The organism is Sphingomonas sp. NFX23 (assembly GCF_049887795.1).
Classification (GTDB): domain Bacteria; phylum Pseudomonadota; class Alphaproteobacteria; order Sphingomonadales; family Sphingomonadaceae; genus Sphingomonas.
Window position 1 is genome coordinate 96136 of record NZ_JAGEKH010000008.1, and the last position, 23719, is coordinate 119854.

At 62.5% G+C, this 23719-nt stretch carries 24 protein-coding genes, 1 pseudogene and 1 riboswitch; of the genes and pseudogenes, 18 read left to right on the forward strand and 7 right to left on the reverse strand.

Going from position 1 to position 23719, the window contains the following annotated elements; translation table 11 throughout:
• Positions 1-99 precede the first annotated feature (99 nt).
• The 9 genes from J4O76_RS20335 (at position 100) to J4O76_RS20375 (ending at position 7858) form a co-directional block, all read left to right on the forward strand.
• Positions 100-429, forward strand: a complete 330-nt coding sequence (locus tag J4O76_RS20335; protein ID WP_031393025.1) for a conjugal transfer protein TraD — start codon at positions 100-102, stop codon at positions 427-429.
• A 13-nt stretch (positions 430-442) separates the two neighbouring features.
• Complete coding sequence (locus J4O76_RS20340; RefSeq protein ID WP_031393026.1) at positions 443-667, forward strand: conjugal transfer protein TraD; 225 nt, start codon at positions 443-445, stop codon at positions 665-667.
• Positions 664-945 carry a hypothetical protein gene (locus J4O76_RS20345; RefSeq protein WP_031393027.1) on the forward strand — a complete coding sequence of 94 codons (282 nt, stop codon included), beginning with the start codon at positions 664-666 and terminating at the stop codon, positions 943-945. Before J4O76_RS20340 ends, J4O76_RS20345 begins: the two co-directional genes overlap by 4 nt.
• The gene (locus tag J4O76_RS20350; protein ID WP_082446614.1) at positions 945-2495 is read left to right on the forward strand and encodes a type IV secretory system conjugative DNA transfer family protein; all 1551 of its coding nucleotides are present in this window, start codon (positions 945-947) and stop codon (positions 2493-2495) included. The genes J4O76_RS20345 and J4O76_RS20350 overlap by 1 nt, the downstream gene beginning before the upstream one ends.
• Positions 2496-2553: 58 nt before the next feature.
• The gene (locus J4O76_RS20355; protein ID WP_156349055.1) at positions 2554-2916 is read left to right on the forward strand and encodes a hypothetical protein; all 363 of its coding nucleotides are present in this window, start codon (positions 2554-2556) and stop codon (positions 2914-2916) included.
• Between the two features lie 281 nt (positions 2917-3197).
• Entirely contained in the window at positions 3198-4073 is an 876-nt protein-coding gene (locus J4O76_RS20360; protein WP_031392895.1) for a replication initiation protein, read from the forward strand.
• Between the two features lie 555 nt (positions 4074-4628).
• Positions 4629-5714: a sulfite oxidase gene (locus J4O76_RS20365; protein WP_031392894.1), complete on the forward strand. Its 1086-nt coding sequence runs from the start codon at positions 4629-4631 to the stop codon at positions 5712-5714.
• The gene (locus J4O76_RS20370) at positions 5714-6154 is read left to right on the forward strand and encodes a YidH family protein (RefSeq protein WP_051916165.1); all 441 of its coding nucleotides are present in this window, start codon (positions 5714-5716) and stop codon (positions 6152-6154) included. The genes J4O76_RS20365 and J4O76_RS20370 overlap by 1 nt, the downstream gene beginning before the upstream one ends.
• A 239-nt stretch (positions 6155-6393) precedes the next feature.
• Positions 6394-6470, forward strand: a riboswitch (Fluoride riboswitch).
• A gap of 23 nt (positions 6471-6493) precedes the next feature.
• Positions 6494-7858, forward strand: a complete 1365-nt coding sequence (locus J4O76_RS20375) for a voltage-gated chloride channel family protein (protein WP_031392892.1) — start codon at positions 6494-6496, stop codon at positions 7856-7858.
• A 9-nt stretch (positions 7859-7867) separates the two neighbouring features.
• On the opposite strand, the gene J4O76_RS20380 is transcribed toward J4O76_RS20375, so the two are convergent.
• The 6 genes from J4O76_RS20380 to J4O76_RS20405 form a co-directional block, all read right to left on the reverse strand.
• Positions 7868-8344, reverse strand: a complete 477-nt coding sequence (locus tag J4O76_RS20380) for a hypothetical protein (RefSeq protein WP_031392891.1) — start codon at positions 8342-8344, stop codon at positions 7868-7870.
• A 13-nt stretch (positions 8345-8357) separates the two neighbouring features.
• Complete coding sequence (locus tag J4O76_RS20385) at positions 8358-9602, reverse strand: molybdopterin-dependent oxidoreductase (protein ID WP_197975372.1); 1245 nt, start codon at positions 9600-9602, stop codon at positions 8358-8360.
• A gap of 106 nt (positions 9603-9708) precedes the next feature.
• The gene (locus J4O76_RS20390) at positions 9709-10860 is read right to left on the reverse strand and encodes a TDT family transporter (RefSeq protein WP_031392889.1); all 1152 of its coding nucleotides are present in this window, start codon (positions 10858-10860) and stop codon (positions 9709-9711) included.
• Positions 10857-11729, reverse strand: a complete 873-nt coding sequence (locus J4O76_RS20395; RefSeq protein ID WP_031392888.1) for a LysR family transcriptional regulator — start codon at positions 11727-11729, stop codon at positions 10857-10859. Before J4O76_RS20395 ends, J4O76_RS20390 begins: the two co-directional genes overlap by 4 nt.
• Positions 11730-11817: 88 nt before the next feature.
• Complete coding sequence (locus J4O76_RS20400) at positions 11818-12876, reverse strand: malate dehydrogenase (RefSeq protein WP_426283893.1); 1059 nt, start codon at positions 12874-12876, stop codon at positions 11818-11820.
• Positions 12848-14017: a hypothetical protein gene (locus J4O76_RS20405; protein ID WP_051916164.1), complete on the reverse strand. Its 1170-nt coding sequence runs from the start codon at positions 14015-14017 to the stop codon at positions 12848-12850. Before J4O76_RS20405 ends, J4O76_RS20400 begins: the two co-directional genes overlap by 29 nt.
• Positions 14018-14278: 261 nt before the next feature.
• Here J4O76_RS20405 and copM point away from each other — a divergent pair, with 261 nt between their 5' ends.
• The 3 genes from copM (at position 14279) to J4O76_RS20420 (ending at position 17672) form a co-directional block, all read left to right on the forward strand.
• Positions 14279-14659 carry a CopM family metallochaperone gene (gene copM / locus J4O76_RS20410; protein ID WP_031392885.1) on the forward strand — a complete coding sequence of 127 codons (381 nt, stop codon included), beginning with the start codon at positions 14279-14281 and terminating at the stop codon, positions 14657-14659.
• The gene (locus J4O76_RS20415) at positions 14656-16074 is read left to right on the forward strand and encodes a YncE family protein (protein WP_051916163.1); all 1419 of its coding nucleotides are present in this window, start codon (positions 14656-14658) and stop codon (positions 16072-16074) included. Before copM ends, J4O76_RS20415 begins: the two co-directional genes overlap by 4 nt.
• 161 nt (positions 16075-16235) lie before the next feature.
• Positions 16236-17672, forward strand: a complete 1437-nt coding sequence (locus J4O76_RS20420) for an IS1182 family transposase (protein ID WP_426283887.1) — start codon at positions 16236-16238, stop codon at positions 17670-17672.
• Between the two features lie 565 nt (positions 17673-18237).
• On the opposite strand, the gene J4O76_RS20425 is transcribed toward J4O76_RS20420, so the two are convergent.
• A complete protein-coding gene (locus tag J4O76_RS20425; RefSeq protein WP_426283894.1) occupies positions 18238-19335 on the reverse strand; it encodes a site-specific integrase in 1098 nt (365 codons plus the stop codon).
• Between the two features lie 373 nt (positions 19336-19708).
• On the opposite strand from J4O76_RS20425, the gene J4O76_RS20430 reads away from it, so the two are divergent.
• The 6 genes and pseudogenes from J4O76_RS20430 to J4O76_RS20455 all read left to right on the forward strand — a co-directional run bounded on the left by J4O76_RS20430 (position 19709) and on the right by J4O76_RS20455 (position 23533).
• A complete protein-coding gene (locus J4O76_RS20430) occupies positions 19709-19990 on the forward strand; it encodes a type II toxin-antitoxin system Phd/YefM family antitoxin (protein ID WP_426283895.1) in 282 nt (93 codons plus the stop codon).
• Positions 19991-20078: 88 nt separating this feature from the next.
• Positions 20079-20384 (forward strand): hypothetical protein, encoded by a 306-nt coding sequence (locus tag J4O76_RS20435; RefSeq protein ID WP_426283896.1) that lies wholly within the window; start codon positions 20079-20081, stop codon positions 20382-20384.
• Between the two features lie 157 nt (positions 20385-20541).
• Positions 20542-20739 carry a hypothetical protein gene (locus J4O76_RS20440; protein WP_426283897.1) on the forward strand — a complete coding sequence of 66 codons (198 nt, stop codon included), beginning with the start codon at positions 20542-20544 and terminating at the stop codon, positions 20737-20739.
• A 227-nt stretch (positions 20740-20966) separates the two neighbouring features.
• Positions 20967-21842: a transglutaminase-like domain-containing protein gene (locus J4O76_RS20445; RefSeq protein ID WP_426283898.1), complete on the forward strand. Its 876-nt coding sequence runs from the start codon at positions 20967-20969 to the stop codon at positions 21840-21842.
• 265 nt (positions 21843-22107) lie between these two features.
• Positions 22108-23007: pseudogene (locus J4O76_RS20450) on the forward strand (DUF6880 family protein); the annotation flags it as partial.
• Positions 22985-23533 carry a DUF6880 family protein gene (locus tag J4O76_RS20455; RefSeq protein ID WP_426284009.1) on the forward strand — a complete coding sequence of 183 codons (549 nt, stop codon included), beginning with the start codon at positions 22985-22987 and terminating at the stop codon, positions 23531-23533. The pseudogene J4O76_RS20450 and the gene J4O76_RS20455, both read left to right, overlap by 23 nt.
• Positions 23534-23719 lie beyond the last annotated feature (186 nt).

Below are 23719 nucleotides of genomic sequence, written 5' to 3' on the forward strand. Positions count from 1 at the left end.
CTCCTGATTGACTTGGTGCTGCGTTCTGCTCGTTCTGGCTTTACCCATATGCTCGGCGCGCTAAGATGTTGATGAGCGATACGCGGAAGGGTAAAGGCGATGCGGAAGGTTCGCGATTACGATGCCGAGCTGAAGGCACTGGGTGACAAGGCCCGCGCGCTCAAGGCAAAGCGGGTCGAACAGCTTGGCCAGCTCGTCGTTGCGACCGGGGCCGATGCGCTTGATCCGGAAACCCTCGCCGGGGTGCTGCTCGATGCGATCGGATCAAAGGATGCGGGCGCGAAGGAGGCATGGCGCGCGAAGGGCGCGGCCTTCTTTCAACGACGTGGGCGCAAAGGTGGCGGCGCTGCTGCAATCGACGGATCGGGCACTGCGACTGAACCAGGCGGCGACGCTGCGGGCGGAAGCGGCGGAACGGCGAACGGATAGCAGGGGCTGGGTCGTGCAACGTCGCGAACGAACACGCCATCTGATTGAACTGGGCGGGCTGGTCCAGAAAGCCGGGCTGGTCGAGCTGACCGACGACGATCGCGCCACGCTCTACGGCGCGCTGCTCGATCTCGCCGGGCGTGGTCGCGGCGACGATGCTGGCGACGTGCTGGCGCTATGGAAGCGGCGCGGCAAGCGGGCGTTCGACGCGGAAGCGGAAGGGAGCGAAGCGCAATGAGCGATTTCGATATCGAGACGATCCGTGCCCAAGTCCGCGCGATGAATTTCGTGCGCGGCACGCCGGCGGAAATCGCGATGTGGCATGAGGACATGGCGGACTCGCGCGCCAACCTGGTCATCGAGGACATGATCCCGACGCCCAACGACGATGCGTTCTTCGCGATGATGCTTGACGAGGGCGTGCCCCCTCCCCTTGTATCGCAAATCCTGCTCCGGCTGCTCGATCATCCCGACTCCGACCGGTCCTTGCCGGTCACGCCGATGGAAGCGCACTGATGCCGAGGCGACGGATCAGCCCGCTGTTCGCGGTCTTCGTCGCCTTCGTGGTGCTGATGGCGAGCAACGCCTGGCTCAAGGGCATCTTCGGCTATGGTGAGATTGCGACCGACATTCCGTTCCTGCTGGCCGGCGCGATCCTGTTCCTGGCTTGGCGCTTCAACCGGCGCGCCGCCAACCAGCGGAGCGATCTGCTCGGCTCCGCTCGTTTCGGCGACCGAACCGACGTGCGAAAGCTGGAGGCGAACGGAGATCTCCTGATTGGCCGCTCGGCGAAGTCAGGCAAGCTGCTGCATTACGACGGCGCGGCGCATCTGCTAACGATGGCACCCACCCGGTCGGGCAAGGGCGTCGGCACGATCATTCCCAACCTGCTGCTGCTCGATCGCTCGGTGATCTGCATCGACCCCAAGGGTGAGAATGCCCGCGTCACCGCCCGTGCGCGTGCCGCCAAGGGCAAGGTCTGGTGCCTCGATCCGTTCGGCGTGTCGGGTCAGCCGCCTGCCCGCTACAATCCGCTCGACCGGCTCGATCCCGCCAGCCTCGATCTCGCGGAAGATGCCAACACCCTCGCCGACGCCCTAGTGCATGACGCGCCGGGGCAATCGGGCGAAGCGCATTGGAACGAGGAAGCCAAGGCGCTGATCGCGGGGCTGATCCTGCATACCGTCGTCCACGAACCCGCCGACGCCCGAGTGCTGGCGACGGTGCGCGACAAGCTGACGCTCGCCCCTGCCGGCTTTGCCGCTTTGCTGGCCAAAATGCAGGACAGCGCCGGCGCCGGTGGCCTGATCGCCCGCGCCGCCAACCGCCAGCTCGGCAAGTCCGATCGCGAAGCCGCTGGCGTGCTGTCCTCGGCACAGCGCCATACCCACTTTCTCGACAGCCCTCGCATCGTCGCCAGCACCGCCGCGTCGGATTTCACCTTCGCGGGGCTGAAGGACACGACCGCCACCGTGTTCCTGTGCCTGCCGCCCGATCGGCTCGACACCTATGCGCGCTGGCTGCGGCTGCTGGTGAGCCAGGCCGTCACCGACATGGCGCGGTCCACCGCCCGTCCTGCCCGGCCCGTGCTGTTCCTGCTGGACGAGTTCGCCGCGCTCGGCCGTCTCGAACCGGTTGAACGCGCGATGGGCCTGATGGCGGGCTATGGCCTCCAGCTCTGGCCGATCCTCCAGGACATGCACCAGCTTAAGGCCACCTATGGCGAGCGCGCCGGCACCTTCATGTCCAACGCCGGCGTGATCCAGACGTTCGGGGTCAACGATCATGCCACCGCCGACATGCTCTCGCGCACGATCGGCGACACCACGATCGAATATGATACCGTCAGCACGTCGCGCGGCACCGGCTGGGGCGAAAACCGCGCTGGTCCCTCGGAGAGTGTCAGCGGGCACGTCTCCGCTCGCCGGCTCGCCACACCGGACGAAATCATGCGAATGCGGCCCGATCAGCTTCTGCTGCTCCGCCAGGGCGAAAACCCGCTCGCGGTCGAGAAAATCCGCTACTACGATCAACGCGAGTTCACTGGCCTGTTCGATCCTGCGTGACGATGTGCGAAAGGTGAGTTTTGGGGTAGCGCCTCACCTTCCGAAGGTGACGGAGCTGGTGATCGGATTGACGATCTACGAAACCGATCGCGAAGGAGCTGATTTAAGCACCAACAGCGAGGTTCGGTGCTGCAAGGGTGCGGATCGTGGCAAAGCCCTCTTCCCTGCCCTCATGGCGCTCTTGGTCGGCTCTGGCGTAGTATCTGGTCGCCAGCTTGCCTTTCTTCTTTTTCCGCTAAGCACGCGGCGTTTGCGCCGCTCTGGTGACAGCGCAGCTGGCACCAGACGAATAGTGCATCGGCCATTAGGCCGATTCCATTTGCCTATTCTGACGGTGGTTATCCACAGGCTCGCCACCCCAAAGCTCACCTTTCGCCGTTCAGATTCTCTAATTCTTCTGATTCAAGATTCAGAGCCCTGAAAGGTCCGTATTTCTGCCGAAAAATGCCTCCAATAGTGAGCGTTGGGGTCGATTCGCGTGAGTTTCGGGGTAGCATGCGGTGAGCTTTGGGGTCGGTAAAAGTGAGTGTTCGGGCAGGGTCCAGTGAGTGTTGGGGTACCCCAATGGTTGGGTTAAAAGGATCGGTGAGTTTTGGGGTATCCGCCTCTCTGCTCCACGGGGGAGCTGAAACATTTGCCTAGCTCACTTTTCGTGATTAGGGTGAGTTGGTAAGTTCCTCTAGCTCACCGTTGGTCAAGCCTATGTCGCAACCTGCCGTGGTCGATATGACATTCCGCACGCTGGCCCAGAAGGGACGTGGAAATCCTTTTGATCCCGCCAACTACGGTGAAATCGTCAAGCCCGGCGAGTTGGTCGATATTGTAGAGCTAAGCCCCCTCACCCTCGCGGATCGCCGTATCTACAACCTGCTGATCGCCAATGCCTGGGAACGCATTGGCGAGCCGATCATCCATCGCATTGCGAAATCCGGACTGAAAGGGACGCACCAAGGCAACGAGCGCATAGAGAGTTCACTGCTGCGCCTCATGGGCACCATCGCGATCGTCACGATCCGCAAGGATGGCAAGAGCTACAAGCGCCGTGTCCAGCTGCTCGGCCCAAGTGATGAAAGCCTCGAAAAAGACGGCTTCCTTCACTATCGTATCCCAGAAGAGCTAATCGAGATACTGCGGAACAGTCAGGTTTATGCCCGTCTCAAGACGCAGGTAATGTATTGCTTCGAGTCAAAATACGCACTTTGTCTCTATGAAATGATCGAGCGGCGCATTGGTCTCGAATACAAACAGAAAGAGGAGTTTACGATCGAAGAGCTGCGCGGCCTGCTTAACGTGCCTGAAGGTAAACTCGAACGCTTCGCTGATATGAACAAATATTGTCTGAAGGTGGCTGTCGAGGAAATTAACAAGCTTTGCCCCTTCTATGTCGATTTCACGCCGATCAAGAACGGGCGCAAGGTCGAACGGGTGGCACTCCACTGGTTCCCAAAAACGTCCAGCGGCAAGCGCGACGCACAGAACCTGATCGACCAGCACAGCATTGTACGACGGGCAAAGCTGCGCGGCGGAATTCCCGAACTGCCCGTGCTGGTAGATTTCAGCGCGTCGGCCCAAAGGTGAGCCGCTACCCCAAAACTCACCGATAGGCTTTGCTACCAACCTCTACATGCCAGACACGTGTTCACGTTCCATCGTGTTCTCGTGTTCTCGTGCTATCATGTTCACATGCCAACAAGTGGGCTGGCGGATTCCGGGGTGCCCGTTACAGATGCCGGGCATTCACCCAGCCCTTGCATGTTCCACTCGGGACGGATCATTCGGATCGCCCCCTCTTCGGGGTCGGTACATAGAACGGACCCAGATATACGTTAAGCGCCCTCATCCGGGTTCAGGCGGCGCAAATCACCCGTTTGTCGCGCATCTGCGATGGCGACAGGGTTTTCCGTCATCCCTAGTACCTAGCGACGACTTTTGGGACAAAGCCGTCGTAGCAAGTCCAGTCACATCGCGACGATCTACGGGAAAGGCTGTCTGGCGCTCGGCGCCTTTCGCGCGACGGCATGGTGATCGCTCCACCGCCGTCTAGAAAGGGATAGGCTATCGAAAGAGTCTGGGTGACATCGCCCAGCAAAACGATCGATTTCGCTACTGATTTCATCATGGTAGGCCGCTTGCATGACCGCATCCGATCGCGCCGAACAGAATCTGATCCTCCGCTGTCCGGAGCCGCTCAATGCGGAAACGCCCCCGGATAAACTGATCACGTCCTTCCTGACGCCGCAGGCGAACTTCTACATCCGCAGTCACGGACCAACGCCGGAGCTGGCCGACGATCATCGTATAGCGCTGGACGGCTTAGTCGACCGCCCGCGCTCCTACACGGTTGCCGAACTTCAAACGGCATTTGCGACCCGGACAGTGACCGCGACCATGCAGTGCGCCGGCAATCGTCGGGCACATCTTCAAGACGTGGAAAAGACTTCGGGCGATCCCTGGGACGTGGGCGCGATTGGCAATGCGGCGTGGACCGGCGTCGCACTGTGCGACGTGCTCGCCGCAGCCGGCATCCAGGACGGCGCGTCGTTCGTCGGCACTACGGGGGCCGACAACGTGGATGTCGATGGTGAGACGGCACCGTTCGGTGCCTCGATCTCGATCGCCAAGGCGCTAGAGCCCGACGTGCTGATCGTCTGGGCCATGAATGGCGAGGCGCTGGCCCCCGAACATGGCGCACCGCTGCGGCTCGTCGTGCCGGGTTATGCGGGCGTTCGTAGCGCCAAGTGGCTGACGCGCATCGAGGTGCGCGATCGCCCGTCCGATGCGCCGATCCAGGCTAAGGACTACAAGCTCTTTCCGGCGTCGGTAGCGAAGGAGGACGCAGACTGGGATCGGGGTCTGACTATCGAGGAGATGCCGCTCAATGCTGCGATCTGCGCGCCGGTGGACGGCGCGCATGTCAGCGCCGGCGCGTGCGAAATCGCGGGTTATGCGGTCGCCTTCGGCCGAGCGGTCACCCGCGTCGAGGTCTCCGTCAATGGCGGCACCGACTGGCTGCAGGCGGAACTGACTGCAAAACCCGATGCGCCTTGGAGCTGGACGCAGTGGCACGTCACGGTCGATCTGTCTCCCGGACTCCACGTCCTGATCGTGCGCGCCGTTGACGGTGCCGGGCAGATGCAGCCCGAACGGCCCGAGCCGATCTGGAACTTCGCCGGCTATCTCTCGACTGCCTGGCATCGCATCGCCGTTACCGCTGGCTGATGGACGCGCCGCACGACGCCGATCGGGCCCATGCGAAGCTGGCGGAGAGCGCGAGCAAGCTGAAGGACAGCGCAGTCCAGCAGGTGGACAGCGCCGACCGTCGCACAGAGCTTGCCGCGGACCGCACAATCCTCGCCGGCGAACGCACCTATGCTGCCTGGGTGCGTACCGGACTGGCGGCGCTCGCTTCCGGTATCGGCGCGCGCGCGCTGCTCAAGGACGTCGTGTTCCCGTGGCTGGCGACGGCGACCGGGACCATGCTGATCTTGTTCAGCGCCTTTTGCTTCGCCGCTGCGGTGTGGCGAGAGATGGGCGCAGGCGCCCCGCCGCCACGACCGGACATCAAGCGCCTGCCAGCGACGTTGCTCCTAGTGATGAACGGGTTTCTTATGCTCGTGTCACTGGCCGCGCTCGTCGGCATCTGGACGGCACGCTCGTAGCAGCCATCCCTAGGTTTGCTGCGAACCGATCAGACCCCGCAGCGCATCCGCGGCTTTCGTGCGGTATCGCCCCCTTGTGACGAAGCCCGAAAACGACGTGGGCCAAAGCCGATCGGTCCCGCATGCAGCGTACCCGGGGTCGGTACATATAACGGGCTCAGATAGACGCTGCCGACTGGCCGGTCCGAGCATTTGCCCGACCAACATGCCCATTGACGGTTGGGGCAAACGTCTAATAGATCGACTTTGGCAATGGATTTCTGCCGGGCAATTTGGCCGAACCGCTCTGATAAGAGCTGATGATTCCTACTTGGCGCCTTCAGGCAGCAAGGAGGAATTGTGCGCGCTACCTTTCGCAATCTCGTCGGCACGCTGAATGTCGCGGCATTCATGCGCGATCGTCACGACCATGCGATCTCTGTCCTGCGCTGGGCGCTGATCTTGCTGCCCATGGCGGCACTCGTCGGGACGCTATGTGCGGCGTTCCTGCTGAGTCTCGATACCGTTACGCGACTGCGGTTTGCATCGCCTTGGCTGCTCTATCTGCTACCGGTGGGCGGGTTCGTTGTCGGATTCCTCTACCATGTCACCGGGCGCACAGTGGAAGGCGGCAACAATCTGATCGTCGAGCAGATCCACGAGCCTGGCGGCGGGGTGCCTCTGCGGATGGCGCCGCTCATCTTCTTCGGCACAGTGGTGACGCATCTTTTCGGTGGCTCGGCCGGACGTGAGGGCACCGCCGTCCAATTGGGTGGAAGCCTTGCCAGCGGTTTCGGCCGCGCGCTCCGCCTCGATGCGGGCGGCACGCGCATCCTGTTGATGACGGGTATCGCAGCCGGGTTCGGCGCGGTCTTCGGCACGCCGATCGCAGGCGCGGTCTTCGCGCTCGAAGTGCTGGCGATCGGCCGCGTTGAATATTCCGCGCTAGTGCCTTGCCTCGTTGCAGCGCTAGTCGGCGATTGGACGTGCCTCGCCTGGGGTATCCATCACGGTGTCTACCCGATCGGTGCGTTGATACCGGTCGATGCGCTGCTCGTGACGAAGGCGGGTATTGCGGGGATCATATTCGGATTGGTCGGTTTGGCCTTCGCCGAAGCCAACCACGTGGTCGGGGGATGTCTGAAGCGGATCGTCCCCTATGGTCCGCTACGTCCAGTGATCGGCGGGGTCGTCGTTATCGCGCTCGTCTTCCTGTTCGGCACGCGCGACTATCTAGGCCTGGGTGTCCTGGCAGCGAGGCCCGAGAGCCTTACCATCGCCAGCTTCTTCGGACCAGACACGCATCCGTGGAGTTGGGCGATCAAGCTGCTGTTTACTGTCGTCACGCTCGGTGCGGGTTTCAAAGGCGGTGAAGTCACGCCGTTGTTCTTCATCGGCGCGGCGCTCGGTAACGCGCTGGCGCCTTTCTTGGACGTACCGACGGGCCTGTTCGCCGCGATCGGCTTTGTTGCGGTCTTTGCCGGGGCTGCCAATACCCCGCTCGCCTGCACCTTCATGGGGATTGAACTGTTTGGCGCCAGCTATGCGGTGCCGATCGCCGTCGCCTGTTTCGTGGCCTATCTCTGCTCGGGCCACAATGGCATCTACCTGTCGCAGCGCGTTGCGATACCCAAGGTGCCCGCGAACGGCCTCGCGCCCAATGCAACACTGCGCGAGACACGTACACGCCGCACAGCACTTCGCGCGCAGAACCGCGTGTCGTGAGTGATGTGCTTAGCCTGATCCCCCCGATACGTCGGGCGCAGCCTTCGGATCGGGGTCTTGCGCCTTGCCCTTCGCGGCGCCCGGCTGCTTTGCGCTCATGGCGGTCAGATAAGCGACGATCGCCGGCACGTCAGCCTGTGCAACAGGAGCCTTGTAGACCTCGCGCATCTTGGTGACCTCCGCGGTCCACTGATCGGAGGAGAGTGGCGGCTGGTTCAGCGCCATGCTCGCCGAATGACACGAGGTGCAGTTGGCGTTGATGACGTCGGCATGCGGGCCGGCGGGATATTGCCCTTCGTCGGTCGGGAGATCGACCGAGGTGGACGCCAGCGAGAAGCCGCGCGCCGAAACGCTTGGCGGCGGTGGTGCGGTCGGGGCGGCAGGCGGCGGGGCGATGCGGCTGTTCGGGGCACCGATCGCGAGTAGAAGAACGACGGTCGCGCCGACGAACCCGAACGACAGCGTGCCGATGGAAGGCGTTTTCATGGGGGAGCGCTCCTCAGCCGACGACGATGTTGGTGGTTTCGATGTTGCCGCGCATGAACCCGCCCGGGTTCCAGATCGGCGTCATCGGCTGCGCGATGCCGGCGGTGTTCCAGCAGCGCGACATCAGTCTGGTCGGGCCCGCATGGCTGAGCGGCACCTGCGCATCCCAGCGGCGGAAACTGTATTTGCCGTGATCGGGGCCAAGCGTCGTCTTGTACCAGCTCTTGCCGTTGTCGGTCGACACATCGACCTTGGCGACGCCGCAATCGCCGCCCATCGCGATGCCGCCCAGCGGGATTGACCGGTCAAACGCGATCGCCTGCCCTTCGTCGAGGCTCGTGACCCAACTGCGCGGGATCATCTTGTTGATCGGGACGGCCGGGAAATCCTTCTGGCCAGGCCGCACGTTCGCGCCTGGAGTGTCAGGGATCTTGTACGCCTTGGCCATCCAGTAACCGTCGTCGGGCGCGGCAAGCACCTCGATGTCGTTCAGCATCTTGACCCAATAGGTCGAATACCAGCCGGGTACGATCAGCCGGACCGGGAAGCCGTTGAGGAGCGGCATCTGTTCACCGTTCATCCCGAAGGCGAGCATCACTTCGCCGTCGCGTGCGTGGTCGATCGACAGCGACTTCGCAAAATCCGGTCCACCCGCGACCACCGGCTGGTCGAGCGCACCGAACCGCACCGCGACCGCGCCCGGCTTCACGCCGGCGATATCGAGCACGTCGCGCAGGCGCACGCCGAGCCATTTGGCGTTGCCCATCGCCCCGTGACGCCACTGCGCACCGGCAACAGGGGGCTGGAACAGCGCACGCGAATTGCCCGAGCATTGGTTGATCGCCGCCAGCTCGACGCGTGGCAACTTCAGCAGTTGCGCGAGCGAGATCGACAGCGGCCGCGTGACCGCGCCGTGCACCTTGATCCGGAACGCCTCGACATCGATCGCGGTCGGAATGTCGGCCCAGTGCCAGCGGACGAAGAACTGGTCGTTCGGTGTGAAGACGTCGCCATTGAACACGCTCATCGGCGTTTCCAGCAGCGGCGGGTGGATCCGCTGGAGGATCATGCTGCCCTTGCCGGGGAACGCACTGGTTATCGGCCGTTCCGATGGGCCACCCGGAAGATGCAGGTCGACCATGCTCTGCGCCAGCGCGGGTGCGGCGATCAGCGCGCCGCTGCCGATCGCAGCCTCTGCGAGAAAGCGACGGCGGTTCGTCGCCTGCGCCAGTTTCATATCCAGGCTGTCCACCAGCATTCTCCCTTCGATGTCATGCTCTTATGCGCGATCCGTCCGACGGTCTGCCCGGTACGGGTCGATCGGATGGGCCGGTTCGATCCGGCAGGACGATCAGTTCGGCCCATCAATTGGCTTGGGCGATGCAGGGCGACACGAACAGGTTTCCGCGCCAGCCGCCTGCGACCGTCTTGGCGCCGACCAGCAGCCACATCGCTGCGAGCGCGATGGTGAGGATGGTGCCGACGATCCCGAAAAAGCCGAGCTGGAGCGTCGTGCCGAGCTTGAAGGTGGCGACAGTGTAGACGCCGAGCGGGAAGGTGTAGCCCCACCAGCCAAGGTTGAACGGGATACCCGCGCGCCAGTAGCGGATCGTGATCAGCGTCGCGAGCGCCAGCCACCACAGGCCGAAGCCCCAGAGCAACAGCCCGGCGATCGTGCCGATCCCCTGCGCTACCGCGCCGATCTGGCCGAGGCCGTTGGCGGCGAGGATCGCGGGCGCGTCGCTACCGAGCACCAGCATCCCGAGCGCACCGGTGCCGATCGGACCGAGCGCGAGCCAGCTCGAGGCGGCCATGCTCTCGTGCGGCAGCTTGTGGAGAGCCATCCGCAGGATCAGGATCGCGAGAATGCCGAACGCGACCGGCACCGAATAGGCCCACAGGACATAGGAGGTCGCCAGCACCACGAACTGATGATGGGCGTCGGCCAGATGCGGTGCGAGCAGGCCTCCGCTCGCGCCTGCGACCTCGGCCGCGACCACTGGCAGGAGCCACACCGCGGTCATGCCGTCGAGCGAATGTTCGTGCCGGGTAAACATGAGGTAGGGGATCGCTACACCGCAGGCGAGCGACATCGCGACGTCGATCCACCACAATGTCTCGGCGATCGGGATCACGCCGGCGCCGAACCGCGGCAGGCCGAACGCCAGGAACCCGTTGATGATCGTCGCGAGGCCCATCGGGATCGTACCGATGAACATCGATACGGTGTTGTGCCCGAAGATCCGCCGCGCCTCGTGCCCGAACATCGTCCAGCGCGCGGTGTAGAGCCCGGCGAACAGCGTGAAGAGCGCGATGTTGAAATACCACAATGCCTCGCCGACCGGGTGCAGCGACGTGCCGACGCCCGGCACCTGCGGTAAGGCCAGCGCCAGGATACCGGTGCCCATGGTCGCGGCGAACCAGTTGGGCGTGAACTGCCGGATCATCTCGCGCGGTGAGTCGAGCCGGCTGAGCGGCTTCAGGCCATCAAGAACGGGTTTCAGATCGGCGGTCACTTGCCAGTCTCCTTGATGAGATCGGTCAGCGCATCGGCCGCCCGGGTACGATAGCGCTCTTTGTGCCGCAGCGCGTAGAACGGACGCCGCGGCAGACCGAGCGGCAGATCGTGCAACGTTCCGGCCGCGATTGCAGGTGCGACGACATGCTGCGACAGGACCGCGACGCCTGCGCCAGCCTCGACCGCGCTACGTACCGCCTCGTTCGACGGCAGGGTCAGCGCGGTGGTGAGGTCCGACGGATCGACGCCGCGCTGGCGCAACACCTCCTCGAACGACGAGCGCGTGCCCGATCCCTGTTCGCGGACGATCCAGCGCGCGGCGCGGATCCAGTCCTCGTCGATCGTGTCGGCTGCGCGATCGCTTACCAGCACCATGCGGTCGTTCGCGACCGTCCAATGCGCGAGCGCGGGCTCGTCGATCACACCCTCGACGAAGCCGAGCTCGACCGCACCGTCGAGCACGCGCGCCGCGGCCCCCTCGGTGTTGTCGATCGCCAGTTCGATTGAGATCGCGGGGTAGCGCGCATGGAACGCCGCCAGCTGGCGGGGCAGCCAATAGCCTGCGATCGTCTGGCTTGCGACCAGCCGCAGTGTGCCGCGCTCCAGTCCTGCATATTCGGCCAGTGCAAGTTCCGCGCTGGCGGCACGGCCAAGCACTGCGCGCGCGTCGACCAGAAACATGCGGCCCGCTTCGGACAGTTCGATCCCGCGGCCGACCCGGTGGAACAGCGGCACGCCGTGCCGAGCTTCTAGCGCGGCGATGGCAGCGCTTGCGGCTGACTGCGTCACATTGAGCGCTTCGGCAGCGCGCGTCATGTGCTCGCGCTCTGCGACACCGACGAAAATCCTGAGTTGTTCGAGGGTCATGCCCGATCTCCTTGCCCCAATGATAGGGAAAGGAGATCAATCGCACCAACCAAAGATTACAGTCATTCCAATCAGATATACCGATCGTTCATTTCAGAATGTCGATAACCGCCTCACGTTCATCGACCAGTTCGGCAATCGTGCGATCGAGCATCGATCGCTGGAACGGATCGAGGGTCAGGCCTTCGATACGCGCATACCCACCGCTCATGCAGTGCACCGGCACGCCGCACACCAGTCCTTGCGGGATACCGTAGGAGCCATCTGACACCACGCCCATCGACACCCAATTATCGCCTGCGCCGTGCACCCAGTCGCGCAGATGGTCGATCGCTGCATTTGCGGCCGACGCGGCCGAGGACGCACCCCGTGCTTCGATGATCGCGGTTCCGCGCTGCGCAACGGTGGGGATCAGGGTTTCGCGGTACCAGGCCTCGTTTCCGATACGGTCGGCAAGCTTTTGGCCATCGAGTTCGGCATTCCCCCAGTCGGCAAACATCGTCGGCGAATGGTTTCCCCAGACGACGAGCTTTGTAATCGCATCGACACCTACACCCGCCTTGGCCGCAAGCTGTCCCTGCGCGCGGTTGTGATCGAGGCGGATCATCGACGTGATGTTTTCGGCAGGAAAACCCGGTGCGCTTTGCGCAAGAATCCAGGCATTTGTGTTGGCGGGATTGCCGACGACCAGGATCTTGGCGTCACGTTTGGCCACTGCGTCCAATGCTGCGCCCTGCGTCTTGAAGATCGCTGCGTTGGCAGCGAGCAAATCACGGCGCTCCATGCCCTTTGAGCGGGGACGAGACCCAACCAGCATGGCCGCATCGATGTCCTTGAAAGCCACCATCGGATCATCAGTAATGATCACACCTGCCAGTAGCGGGAACGCGCAATCCTCCAGTTCCATGACCACGCCGCGTACGGCGTCCATAGCCTGCGGCACGTCGAGCAGTTGAAGGATAACGGGCTGGTCCGGTCCGAACACGTCACCCTGCGCAACCCGGAAGAGCAGCGAATAGCAAATTTGTCCTGCGGCACCGCTGATCGCGATCCTGACGGGGGGCTTGGTCATTTTAGAAAGGGCTTTCCTTGGGAAATTACAGACGGTGTAAGACCGATCAACGCGCCGCCACGGCAAGCGCCGCATCGCGCCCGGATGGCACCAGATTGGCGAGACCTTTTCCTGATCGCACGGCACCAGGAACGTAGATCAGGCTTTGCGCATCCGTACTGATAGGGATTGTCGACACGGTGGTGTACGTCAGCGTGTCGATCCCAGCGACCTTGTTGGTTCCGGCCAGGCTGGCATAGATTCTCGTACCATCGCCCGACGGCCAAACCGCACTTGGAGCCGCTTGTAGCGGGACGGTTGCCACAGCCTCCAGGCTGTCGGTTCTATAGACCTTGATTGCAGGTTGATCGCCGCCAATGCTGACATAGGCAAAGGAATCGTCCGCGCGCTGGGCGAAGTTGACCGCGCCCGTTGCTGGACCAGTGTTTATCACTTCGCGTACCGCAAACGGCGGTTTGGCAGCAAAAACCGTGGTCGTGCCGCTCTCGCGGCGTGTTGCCCAAATCTGTTTGCCATCTGGCGAGACCGCGATTGCTCCCTCACCTGCACCGTTGCTGGCAACGTGTCCGACGACGCGCCGATGCTCGACGTCGACAACCAGGATGGACGGCCTTTCAGTAAGCGATACAAAGGCATAGCGTCCGTTTGGCGACAGGATGGTCGCGCCCGCTCCGCCACTTGCTGGTACGCGGGTGATCTCCCGCGCGGTCTTAGGATCCACGACTGCGATGGCATGTTCATCGCCGAGCGAAACCCAGAGTTCGTGCCCATTGGGCGTAAACGCGACGGCGGTAGGCGACGTCTGGAACACGGTCCGGCCTCGTTCCGTGTTCGTGGCCAGATCTACGAGCGTCACACTGTGCTGCGCTAATGCCGATACCGCCAGGGTCCGCCCGTCACGCGTTGCAGCCAGGTGCTGGACTTTGGGGCTGGAAAAGCTGGGCTCAGCTATCGCGCTTTTGGTGAGGTCGATGCGTCCCAGTTCGTTGCCCGCTGCAGGATCGATGACAACGATCTTTGTCGATGTCGGGTCAGACACATAGATCCGGTCATGATGACTAAGGTCGATATCAGCCTTCGACCACGGTGCCTGAACCGCCTTGATATCGCAGGGAAAGTCGTCCGCCGCAGGTGCAGCCCAATAGGCCTGAGCGATCGCCGGGACTGGGGCTACGGAGGCCAACATCGCGGCAACCAGAACGATCGCAGCTTTCATCGTTTGATCCTTATCGCGGATCCGGCGGGTGATCGTGCCAGTCCGATGCCGCTAGATCGACCGATATCTCCCCTGCGTCCAACGCATGGTAGCGATGGTTTCAATACGAAAACGCGATCATAGATTGTCTACCGTTCTTTTTAGATGATCAGAACAACCATGCTTATGCGTTGGATCGATGGCTGCGCCGCGATCATTTACGCTGTCACGCTCGGCATTCATCGCTCGCGTGTCATAAATGGGAATACTAAAGGCATGACGATGAAATCTCGCACGGCCTTGCTAACGGCGATAGCCGTGTCCGTATCGACGGGTGCGTTAGCGCAAACGGACGGTTTCGCGTCCGCAATGGATGCGGCGATGGCGCGGATGCACGGCGCGATGATGACCGGTTATTCAAGCGATCCCGATCGCGACTTCGCAAGAATGATGATCCCGCATCATCAGGGTGCGATCGACATGGCCGAAGTCGAACTGCGGTTCGGCAAGGATGAACGCCTGCGCCGGCTCGCCCAGGGAATCATCGTCGAACAGCGTCAGGAAATCGCGGTGATGCAGGGCATCCTATCCGAAGGCGGCGCGTTGCTGCCTCACACCGAACCGACCGCGACCGGTCACCCCCATCACGGAGACCGTCCATGAAGCGTTTCACCCTAACCGCCTGCGCCGCCTTGTGTTTCTCGGGCCCTGCGTTTGCCCAGCAAGTGCCGAACGCGACCCCCGACGTCCCCGTCAGCGCGCAGGACCGGTTCTACACCTCGGACCAGTTCTCCAACACCGTGTCGGTGATCGATCCGTCGACCAACACGCTGCTCGGCGTGATAAAACTCGGCGACCAGACCCCCGCGAACCTCAGCCCGCTCTACAAGGGACAGCTGCTCGTCCACGGCATGGGCTTCTCGCCTGATCGCAAGACGCTGGCGGCGATCTCGATCGGCTCGAACTCGGTGACGTTCATCGACACTGCGACCAATGCCGTGAAGCATACGACCTATGTGGGCCGATCGCCGCACGAAGCGTTCTTCCGCCCCGACGGTCGCGAAGTCTGGGTCGCGGTGCGCGGCGAGGATTATATCCAGGTGCTCGACGGCAAGACCTTCGCGCCGACTACGCGCATCCCCGTTCCTAATGGCCCCGGCATGACGATCTTCTCGCCGAACGGGAAATACGGTTACGTCTGTTCGAGCTTTTCTCCCGAGACCGTTGTGATCGACACCGCCTCGAAGAAGATCGTCGGTCGCGTCAAGCAGGCGAGCCCGTTCTGCCCCGACATCGCCGCGACGCCCGACGGCAAGCAGGTCTGGTTGACGCTGAAAGACGTCGGCAAAGTCATGGTGTTCGACGCCAAGCCACCCTTCGCAGTGCTCAAGACGTTCGACACAGGCGCGATCACCAACCACGTCAACATCGCCCGCACCAAGGCTGGCCAGTTCGCCTATGTGACGGTCGGCACCGAGAACGTCGTCAAGGTGTTCCGCACCACCGACTTCGCGCAGGTCGCGAACATCCCGGTCGGCGCGCTCCCGCACGGCCTTTGGCCGTCGGGCGACGGTACGCGGATGTATGTCGGGCTGGAGAACGCCGACGCAGTCGCGGCGATCGATACCGCCAGCAACACCGTTATCGCGACGATTCCGATCGGTCAGGGGCCCCAAGGCGTGGCCTACGTTCCCGGCGCGGTGCCGGTAGGCGATGGCCGTGCAAACCTGATGCCGCTCGCCCAGGCCGGCATGAAGATCCAGCTGACTCTTTCCGGGACTGGGCGCAGCCAGGTCACGCTGTTCGATCAGGGCCAAGTCCAGATTTTGCAGGCGGCGGTTGCGGGCCTCAGTCCAAAGATGCCCTATGTCCTTGGGCTATCCTCCCGCGCTGATGGCAGCGGCGTGATCCAGCCTCTGGCGAAGTTCATGACCAATCCGGCGGGCGGCGCGATAGTCAACACGCTCGGACCGCTCCGCCAGATCGTCAGCGACGCAAAAGGCGACATGCGCCGTTACCTCGTCATTGCTCCGGGCGACCCGATGATGCCGGGCGCCGTCGTTCAGGTGCAAAAATGAGGATTCCGGTGAAACCTGCGATCTCTTGTCCGTATCCGGTATCTTGGTCATGACGCTGGTATAGGCTGCCGCAGCGTTTTGAGACTGTCGGAAAACACATCAGACCGTCCGAAAACCGCCTGATGGATTCCCGTAAGGTTTCGTATCCGGTATGATCGGGCATGGGCTACATCGAACGTCAATCGCGCGATCAAATGCTGCTGCTGCCAGCCTCGGTCGATGACTATGTGGCGGCAGACAACGCGGTGCGTTTCATCGCGGCCTTTGTCGACGATCTGGATCTGGGGGAACTGGGCTTTGACCGCTTTCGGCCAAAGGCGACGGGCCGACCCGGCTACGATCCCGCGGATCTGCTGAAGCTTTATCTCTATGGCTATCTCAATAGGGTCCGCTCAAGCCGATGCCTGGCGGCGGAAGCCGGGCGCAATCTCGAAGTGATCTGGCTGCTGGGTGGCCTGCGTCCCGACTTTCGCACGATCGCGGATTTTCGGCGCGTGAACCGGGCAGCATTCAAGCCGCTGTTTCGCGCCTTCGTGCTGCTGTGCCGCAAGCTCGATCTGTTCGGGCGGGAACTGGTTGCCGTGGACGGCACGCGCCTCAAGGCGGTGAACAGCCGCAAGCGCAACTTCACGCAGCAAAAGCTGGCCGGATGGATCAAGCTCGCCGACGAGCGGATCGAAGAGTATTTGGGACGGCTTGATCGGGCCGACCGCGCGGAAATCGAAGCGCAAGGCGCGGCGCGCCGTTCGGCCACGCTCGAGGCGAAGCTCGCGCGGGTGCGAACACGGCGTGAGCTGCACCAGGCGATGCTCACCGAACTGGTCGCCAGCGGTGAGAGCCAGCTGTCACTTACCGACCCTGATGCCCGGGGGATGGCGATGCACCCCAAGGTCGGGGTGGGCTACAATGCACAGGTCGCGGTCGATGCCCGATACAAGCTGATCGTCGAGCAGAACGTCACCAATTCGGGCAGCGACCTTGGATTCCTGGCCCAGACAGCCGGGGCCGCGCGTGAGGTGCTGGGCGTCGAACGTATCGATGCAGTCGCTGACAAGGGCTACTACAAGGGCGAGGACATTGCTGCCTGCGAGGATATCGGCGTCGTGCCCTATGTCGCGCGGCCGCAGCGCGGCTCGGCGGTTGCAAGCGGCTATTTCAACAGGACCGAATTTCACTACGACCCGAAGGCCGACTGTTACGTCTGCCCGAGTGGTGATCGCCTTGATCCTTATACCCGCACCCGCAAGGACGAGCATATCTCTATCCGCTATACCAATATGCGGGCCTGCCAAACCTGCTCCCTAAAGCCGCAATGCACTTCAGGCTCCCGGCGAACTATTGATCGCTGGGAAAACGAGGCTGTGCTTGAACGCATGGCCGAACGACTTGTCGCGCGGCCCGATATTCTCGACAAGCGACGCGAGACGGTCGAGCACCCGTTTGGATCAATCAAACAGTGGATGAACCAGGGTGCGTTCCTCATGCGCGGTCTCGCCAACGTCAATGCCGAGTTCAGCCTGACAGCGCTCGCCTACAACCTGCGGCGAGCCATCAACATCCTCGGCATTCCCGCCCTGCTCCGCGCCGCGCAGGCCTGAAAAGGCCGGACATCCATTTCTCAAGAGAATATCGCGCTGACGATGCCCAATGTGAGGGATTTGGGCCGCCGACGAGCGATCCAATCCAGAAATCCTGCCTCACGCGCCCTCCAGCGCAGCGCGCGCCTAATGGCATGGCCATCCCGGAGTTTTCGGACGGTCTGACATGATTTCCGATGGCACCTCCGTGGCCACGGACGTGGTCATTAATTGAGGCTCAGCCTGGACGACAAACCCTGTCGCTTTGCCTGAGTAGGCGGAAACCCGATCTTGGCGGTTTTCCGTCACTATCGATCGTTAGCGTTTAACTGGCTCCGTTCTGTGCGCCGCCCCCTGTCTCCGACAACGACATCAATCTTATTTTGCACGACGAAACAACCGGCGACACGAAGGTCGTTCAGCGGGCCGCAGCATCGACTGGGACGGTGCTACCTGATTCTTGAATCGTCGAGTTTAACCCGGACGTAATTTGGGATGACGGAGCGGTGAGCAGCCGGAGTGTCGTCGAAAGCACGAACTTTTGGTGCCACTCGCGCTATTCTCCCCAGCCCGGCGACTGACGAAATCACAAAAACCCCTCTCCAGCATGTTCGCGAAATCGCTCATGATCGCGCACGTATTCCGCGACCATGTCGATGGAGGCGTGCCGGCTATGCTCACGCATCTTGAACAGATTGGCATTTTGTCGCCCCGCCTCCGTCAGGAACCCAGCCCGCAGCGAGTGGCCGGAGAATAAGCCCTCCGGATAGCCCGCGGATCGGGCAGCGGCTTTCACGACAAGCGCCACACCCTGCCCGCTCATCGGCTGCTCGGTGAGCCGCCCTTGCGGAGTCAGCTTTCGAAACACCGGACCGCTGTCGATCGCGGCTTTCTCAAGCCAGGCGCGATAATGCCGGACGGGCTCGAGGCGCCGACCATCGGGTATGGCGACACTATGCCCCCTGCCCTCCTGGTCGGTTTTCGACGTCGGAACGCGGACCAGCAACCCGCGCGTATCGTCCAACACCCGGCCCACGGTAATCGCCACAAGCTCGGAGCGGCGAAAGGCCCCGGCCATTCCGATCGCCAACAAGGCCCGGTCACGGTACGACCGAAGATCCCCGCCATCGATCGTCCGCAACATATCACGCAACACGTCGCCGTCTGCGGGGCGCTTCTTACCCGACGGATCGTCGCGCTTGTCGCGCCGGATGGCACGCATGGCTTTTTCCAGCCGCGCGCCGTCTGGCTGTTGCGTCGGCGGATCGAACCCCGCTGCGCGGTGCGCAAAGACGATTGCAGATAGCCGTCGACCGATCGTCGAACGCCCTAACGGCTTGGCCAAAGCCTCGCGCCCTCCCCGCGCCCGATGCGGCGTCCGTGGGACGAAGCCGCGCTCGGCGAGTAAGGTCAGGAATGCAGCGACGATCGCCGGCGTCGCGGGCAGCGATCGATAACCGCTTTCCTCGCACCAGGCACAAAACAGCCGCCAGTCGGATTGGTAAGCGCGCAACGTCGCTTCTGCCGACGCGCGAGCGACATAGCCATCGACGCGGTCGCGATCGTCCGGCGCCAGATCGGGTAGGTATGCTGCGAGTTCGTTGACCTGATCGGCCACGACGAGGTCGCCGGCCAAGCTCGTGTCAGTTTCGGCGTCGTGTGACACGTCGGGTCGCTCGATCATCAAATAGGCCGGATGTCACGTTTTTCATCGCCTGACAGGTACGCGAACGCTCAATTTGACGCCAGCATGTTTCTAGCGGGAATGACTTTTATCGCTAGAATAGTTTCCCGAGTTTTTTGAGCTTAAACCGTCACTCCAGTTCTCCCGATTCAGTCGGTCTTCCAGCCTTCCGATATCTTGACGATTATCCCCCTTTTCCCTATTTCATCGATATCGGCTTTAATCCGGTCGTGTTTCTATTAAAACCCGCACGTGCAGGCTAAGCCCGCACGCGCGATCGAGCCCCCCGCGTACCGGCAGCAGCCTGCATGCGATCGAGATCCCGCCGCGCGGGTAGCAACCTGCAACGCATCCAGCACAGGAACACCCGCTCATGGCGACGAGCATGGAAATCGTACCCTCGGGCGAATTGCAAAAGCAGTTCGGCCGCTATTCCGACGAGGCGATGATCCGCCCGGTCGGAGTCAGCCGGAACGGCCGCGTGCGCTTCGTCATGGTCCCCGTCGATGAATATGAGCGCCTGCGCCGTCGTGAACGGATCGCCGGCCGCGTGGAGGATCTTGATGACGAAACCCTCGAAGCCATCTGCGGCGTCGAACCCGGCCGCGGCGCCCAAGACGCCGAAAAAAGGCTCAACGCTGCCGCAACCGGGTGAAGTCCTCAACTACAGCTACTTGTGGGAATATGAGTACGTTAAAGGCCGGGATGAAGGTATAAAGGACCGGCCCGTCGCCGTCGTTTTGGTGACCCGTCAGAAGGATGGGATCGATCAGGTGCACGTCGTGCCGCTGACCACCAAGGCCCCTACCCGCGATCAGTTGGCGATCAAGGTGCCGGAAGCCGTTCGCCGCGACTTGGGTCTGTCCGGTGACCGATCGTGGATCATCATCACCGAGTGGAACCGGTTCGCATGGCCCGGCTACGACATTCGACCCATCGCAGGTCGCGAGCCGGCGGTGAGCTATGGTTATTTGCCCGCCAGCTTCTTCCGGCGCGTCCGCGATGCGATCGTAGCTGCTGGGATCGGCCGGCCAGTGGATCGCGACTGACGCAACCGGCAGTGATCGAAATCAACCGTCCATCGCCCTCGGAATTCGCGCTTTCGACGACACTCCCGTCCTATGGCTACGGTCATCACGTCATGACCCGAACATTTAAAGGCGCCGCCCCTACGCCGACTTCGGCCGCTCACTCATGTACCTATGGTTGCGCAAATACTTCACCCTCTCCGTGGGTGCTCAAAACTTCACCGACGAGCATCCTGATCGCCTGTCGCCCAACTCAACGGTGCAGGTTTATCCGCTCAACGGTGGCACGTCGGATGGTCAGGTCTATCCACGTAACGGCGGTCCATTCGGCTTCAACGGAGGCTTCTACTTCACCCGTCGACGCGTGAAAATCTGAGACCTCGTGGGGGCGCGACTGCGCCCCCACGATTTGCACTCCGTGACGTAGCATGTTGACTAGACTCACTCCTCAGGGCCCAGATCATCCACGTCTCGCGCAGGACTCTGTCAGAGGAACATGAGCTCATTACGCGGGAACGCAACCACTGAGCCCGCCGCTGGTTTATGGTAAACATCAACGGCGGCCGGTCCGGTTCATCGCGGGTACTTTCTCGACGAGGCACTATGCTCATCCACGCTGGCTATTCCCTGACCTTCGACTGCAATGCCCCGACACCGGTTATCGCCATGCTCAATCTCCACCCTTCGCGACTGGCAGATTTGCGATCACCGTACGAAATGTACATCGGCGCGGCGACCGATCGGGAAGACTACCGCGATGCGTTCGGTAATATCTGCACCCGCCTGATGCTGCCAACCGGCACGACGACACTGTCCTGCGACTTCGTCATTGAGGATAGCGGCAAACCCGATCCACAGTATCCCGCTGACCAAAAACCGGTTGAGGAACTCCCGGCCGAGGTACTGACCTATCTTTTGGGCAGTCGCTACTGCGACACCGACCGCCTGACGACAGAGGCTTGGCGTTTGTTCGGCCGAACCGCACCAGGGGCGCCGCGCGTCCGCGCGATCGTCGACTTCGTTCATCAGCATGTCACCTACGGGTACTGCCACGCCCGCGCTACGAGGACCGCTTACGAGGCTTATGAAGAACGGGTCGGCGTCTGCCGTGACTTTGCCCATCTCGCAGTCGCCCTGTGCCGCTGCATGAACATCCCGGCGCGCTACTGCAGCGGTTACCTGGGCGACATCGGCGTACCGCCCGTTGACGTCGCAATGGATTTCCATGCCTGGTTCGAGGTTTATCTCGGTAATTCATGGCACGCATACGATGCACGGCATCGCATCCCGCGCACCGGCCGCATTTTGATGGCAGTAGGCCGCGACGCTGCCGATACCGCCCTCACTACCGCTTTTGGCCGGGCGCGGCTCATTCGCTTTGATGTTCACACGGAGGAGATGTCAGCGCTTGCACCGCGAAATGTACCGCGTCACGATCCCCTCCTGGCGCACGATGGCATCCTGGAACTTGTCGTTTAGTCTGGCGAACTGTGTTCCTATGCCGTCCCCTTTGTGATTGCTAATCCTACTTGGACCCATTCCTCGTCGTTCAACGCCATTTTATTGCTTCTCATCTCCGGCCCTTCGTTCACCTTGCCGGGCGGCCGTTTGGCTCATTGAGCGGGCTGAACGGCATGGGATAGTTGATTTCCGTCGTTAGAACCCAGTGGCCTCATATGGCGTAAACCGGTCCCCAGCTTGAAGTGCCGCTTGACGGATCGAGCCCTGATCGTGACGGAGGTGCATGCCGTCCGAGACGACGCTGAATGCGAAGAACCTCGCCGCGCTTGGAGCCGAGCGCCTGGCGGAGCTGTTGCTCGACGTTACCGCCGGTGACCCGGCGGCCAAGCGCCGGCTGCGGATCGAGTTGGCGAGCCGCAGCGGCGGTGACGTCGCAAGCGAGATCCGCAAGCGGCTCGTCTCCATCGGCAAATCGCGCTCGTTCGTCGACTGGCGCAAGGTGAAGGAACTCGCCCGTGACCTCGAGGGCCAGCGCGAGGCGATCGCCGTCCATGTCGCGGCGACGAGGCCGGGTGAGGCGTTCGACCTTCTCTGGCGCATGCTGGAAATGGCTCCTTCGATCTACGAGCGGTGTGACGACAGCAACGGCGCGATCGGCAGCGTCATCGACTCCGCACGGGACGATCTCGGCGCTATCGCCGTTGAGGCCGGCCAGCCGGTAGGCGCGTTGGCCGATCGGGTGTTCGCGGCCGTCTGCGCGAACGACTATGGCCAGTTCGCCGAGTTGATCACCCTGACGGCGCCGGCGCTAGGACCTGATGGGTTGAACCGGCTCAAGGCGCAATTCGAGACGTTGGCGGCTAACGCCCCCATAGGCGCTCCAGGCAGAGAACGCCGGGTGATCGGGTTGAATACGCGCGGGCCGATCTACCAGGACGATTACGAGCGCGGTCGTCATGGGCGCCTCGTCCGGTCGGCGCTGACCGAGATCGCCGATGCGCTCGGCGACGTCGACGGGTTTGCAGACCGCTATTCGGACAAGGAACGGGCCAGCCCCGCAATCGCAGCGGCGATAGCTGAGCGGATGCTGGCCGCCGATCGAGCTGGCGAGGCTCTGGCGGCGCTCGACAAGGCGGCAGACGGTTTTCGACTAGGCGGCCATTGGCCCGACTGGCAGCGCGTCCGGATCGAGGTACGCCCTTGGGCGATCCAGCGAGGCACAGGACGAGCGCTGGCAAGCGTTCGAGCGCGGTCTCAATGCCAGCTATCTCCGGGCGCACCTCAAGCGGTTGCCGGATTTCGACGACATGGAGGCAGAGGAACGGGCTCTGGGCCACGTCTCACGTCATCCCTCCTTCCATCAGGCGCTCGTCTTCCTGGTCGACTGGCCTGCGCTTGACCGCGCTGCCGGCCTCATCATGGCTCGGACCGACGAACTCGACGGCGACCACTACGGGCTGCTAACCCCGTCCGCGGATGCGCTCGAACAACGTCATCCGCTCGCTGCCACACTCTTGCTGCGAGCGATGATCGATCGCTCGCTCGATGCTGCCAAGTACAAGCGTTACGGCCACGCCGCTCGCCATCTTAAGACCTGCGAGCATCTCGCCCGGCGCATCGACGATTTTGCCCGACATCGAAACCACGCCGAGTATGTGACGGATCTCAAGCAGCATCACGGACGAAAGACCGGCTTCTGGGATGCATAAGCGAACATAGCGACGCGGTATGAAGCAGCAGCGGCGCGGCGGAATCCTGATTAAGCCTGCTCGACCCATCACGCGACTCTCGTCGCGCGCTTACGGTTCCGGAAGTTAGCATTTTGCTCCTGTCAGCCGAACGACACGATACCTAGCATCAGAACGCAACTATCGCTTATTTCAGCACCCGCAGGC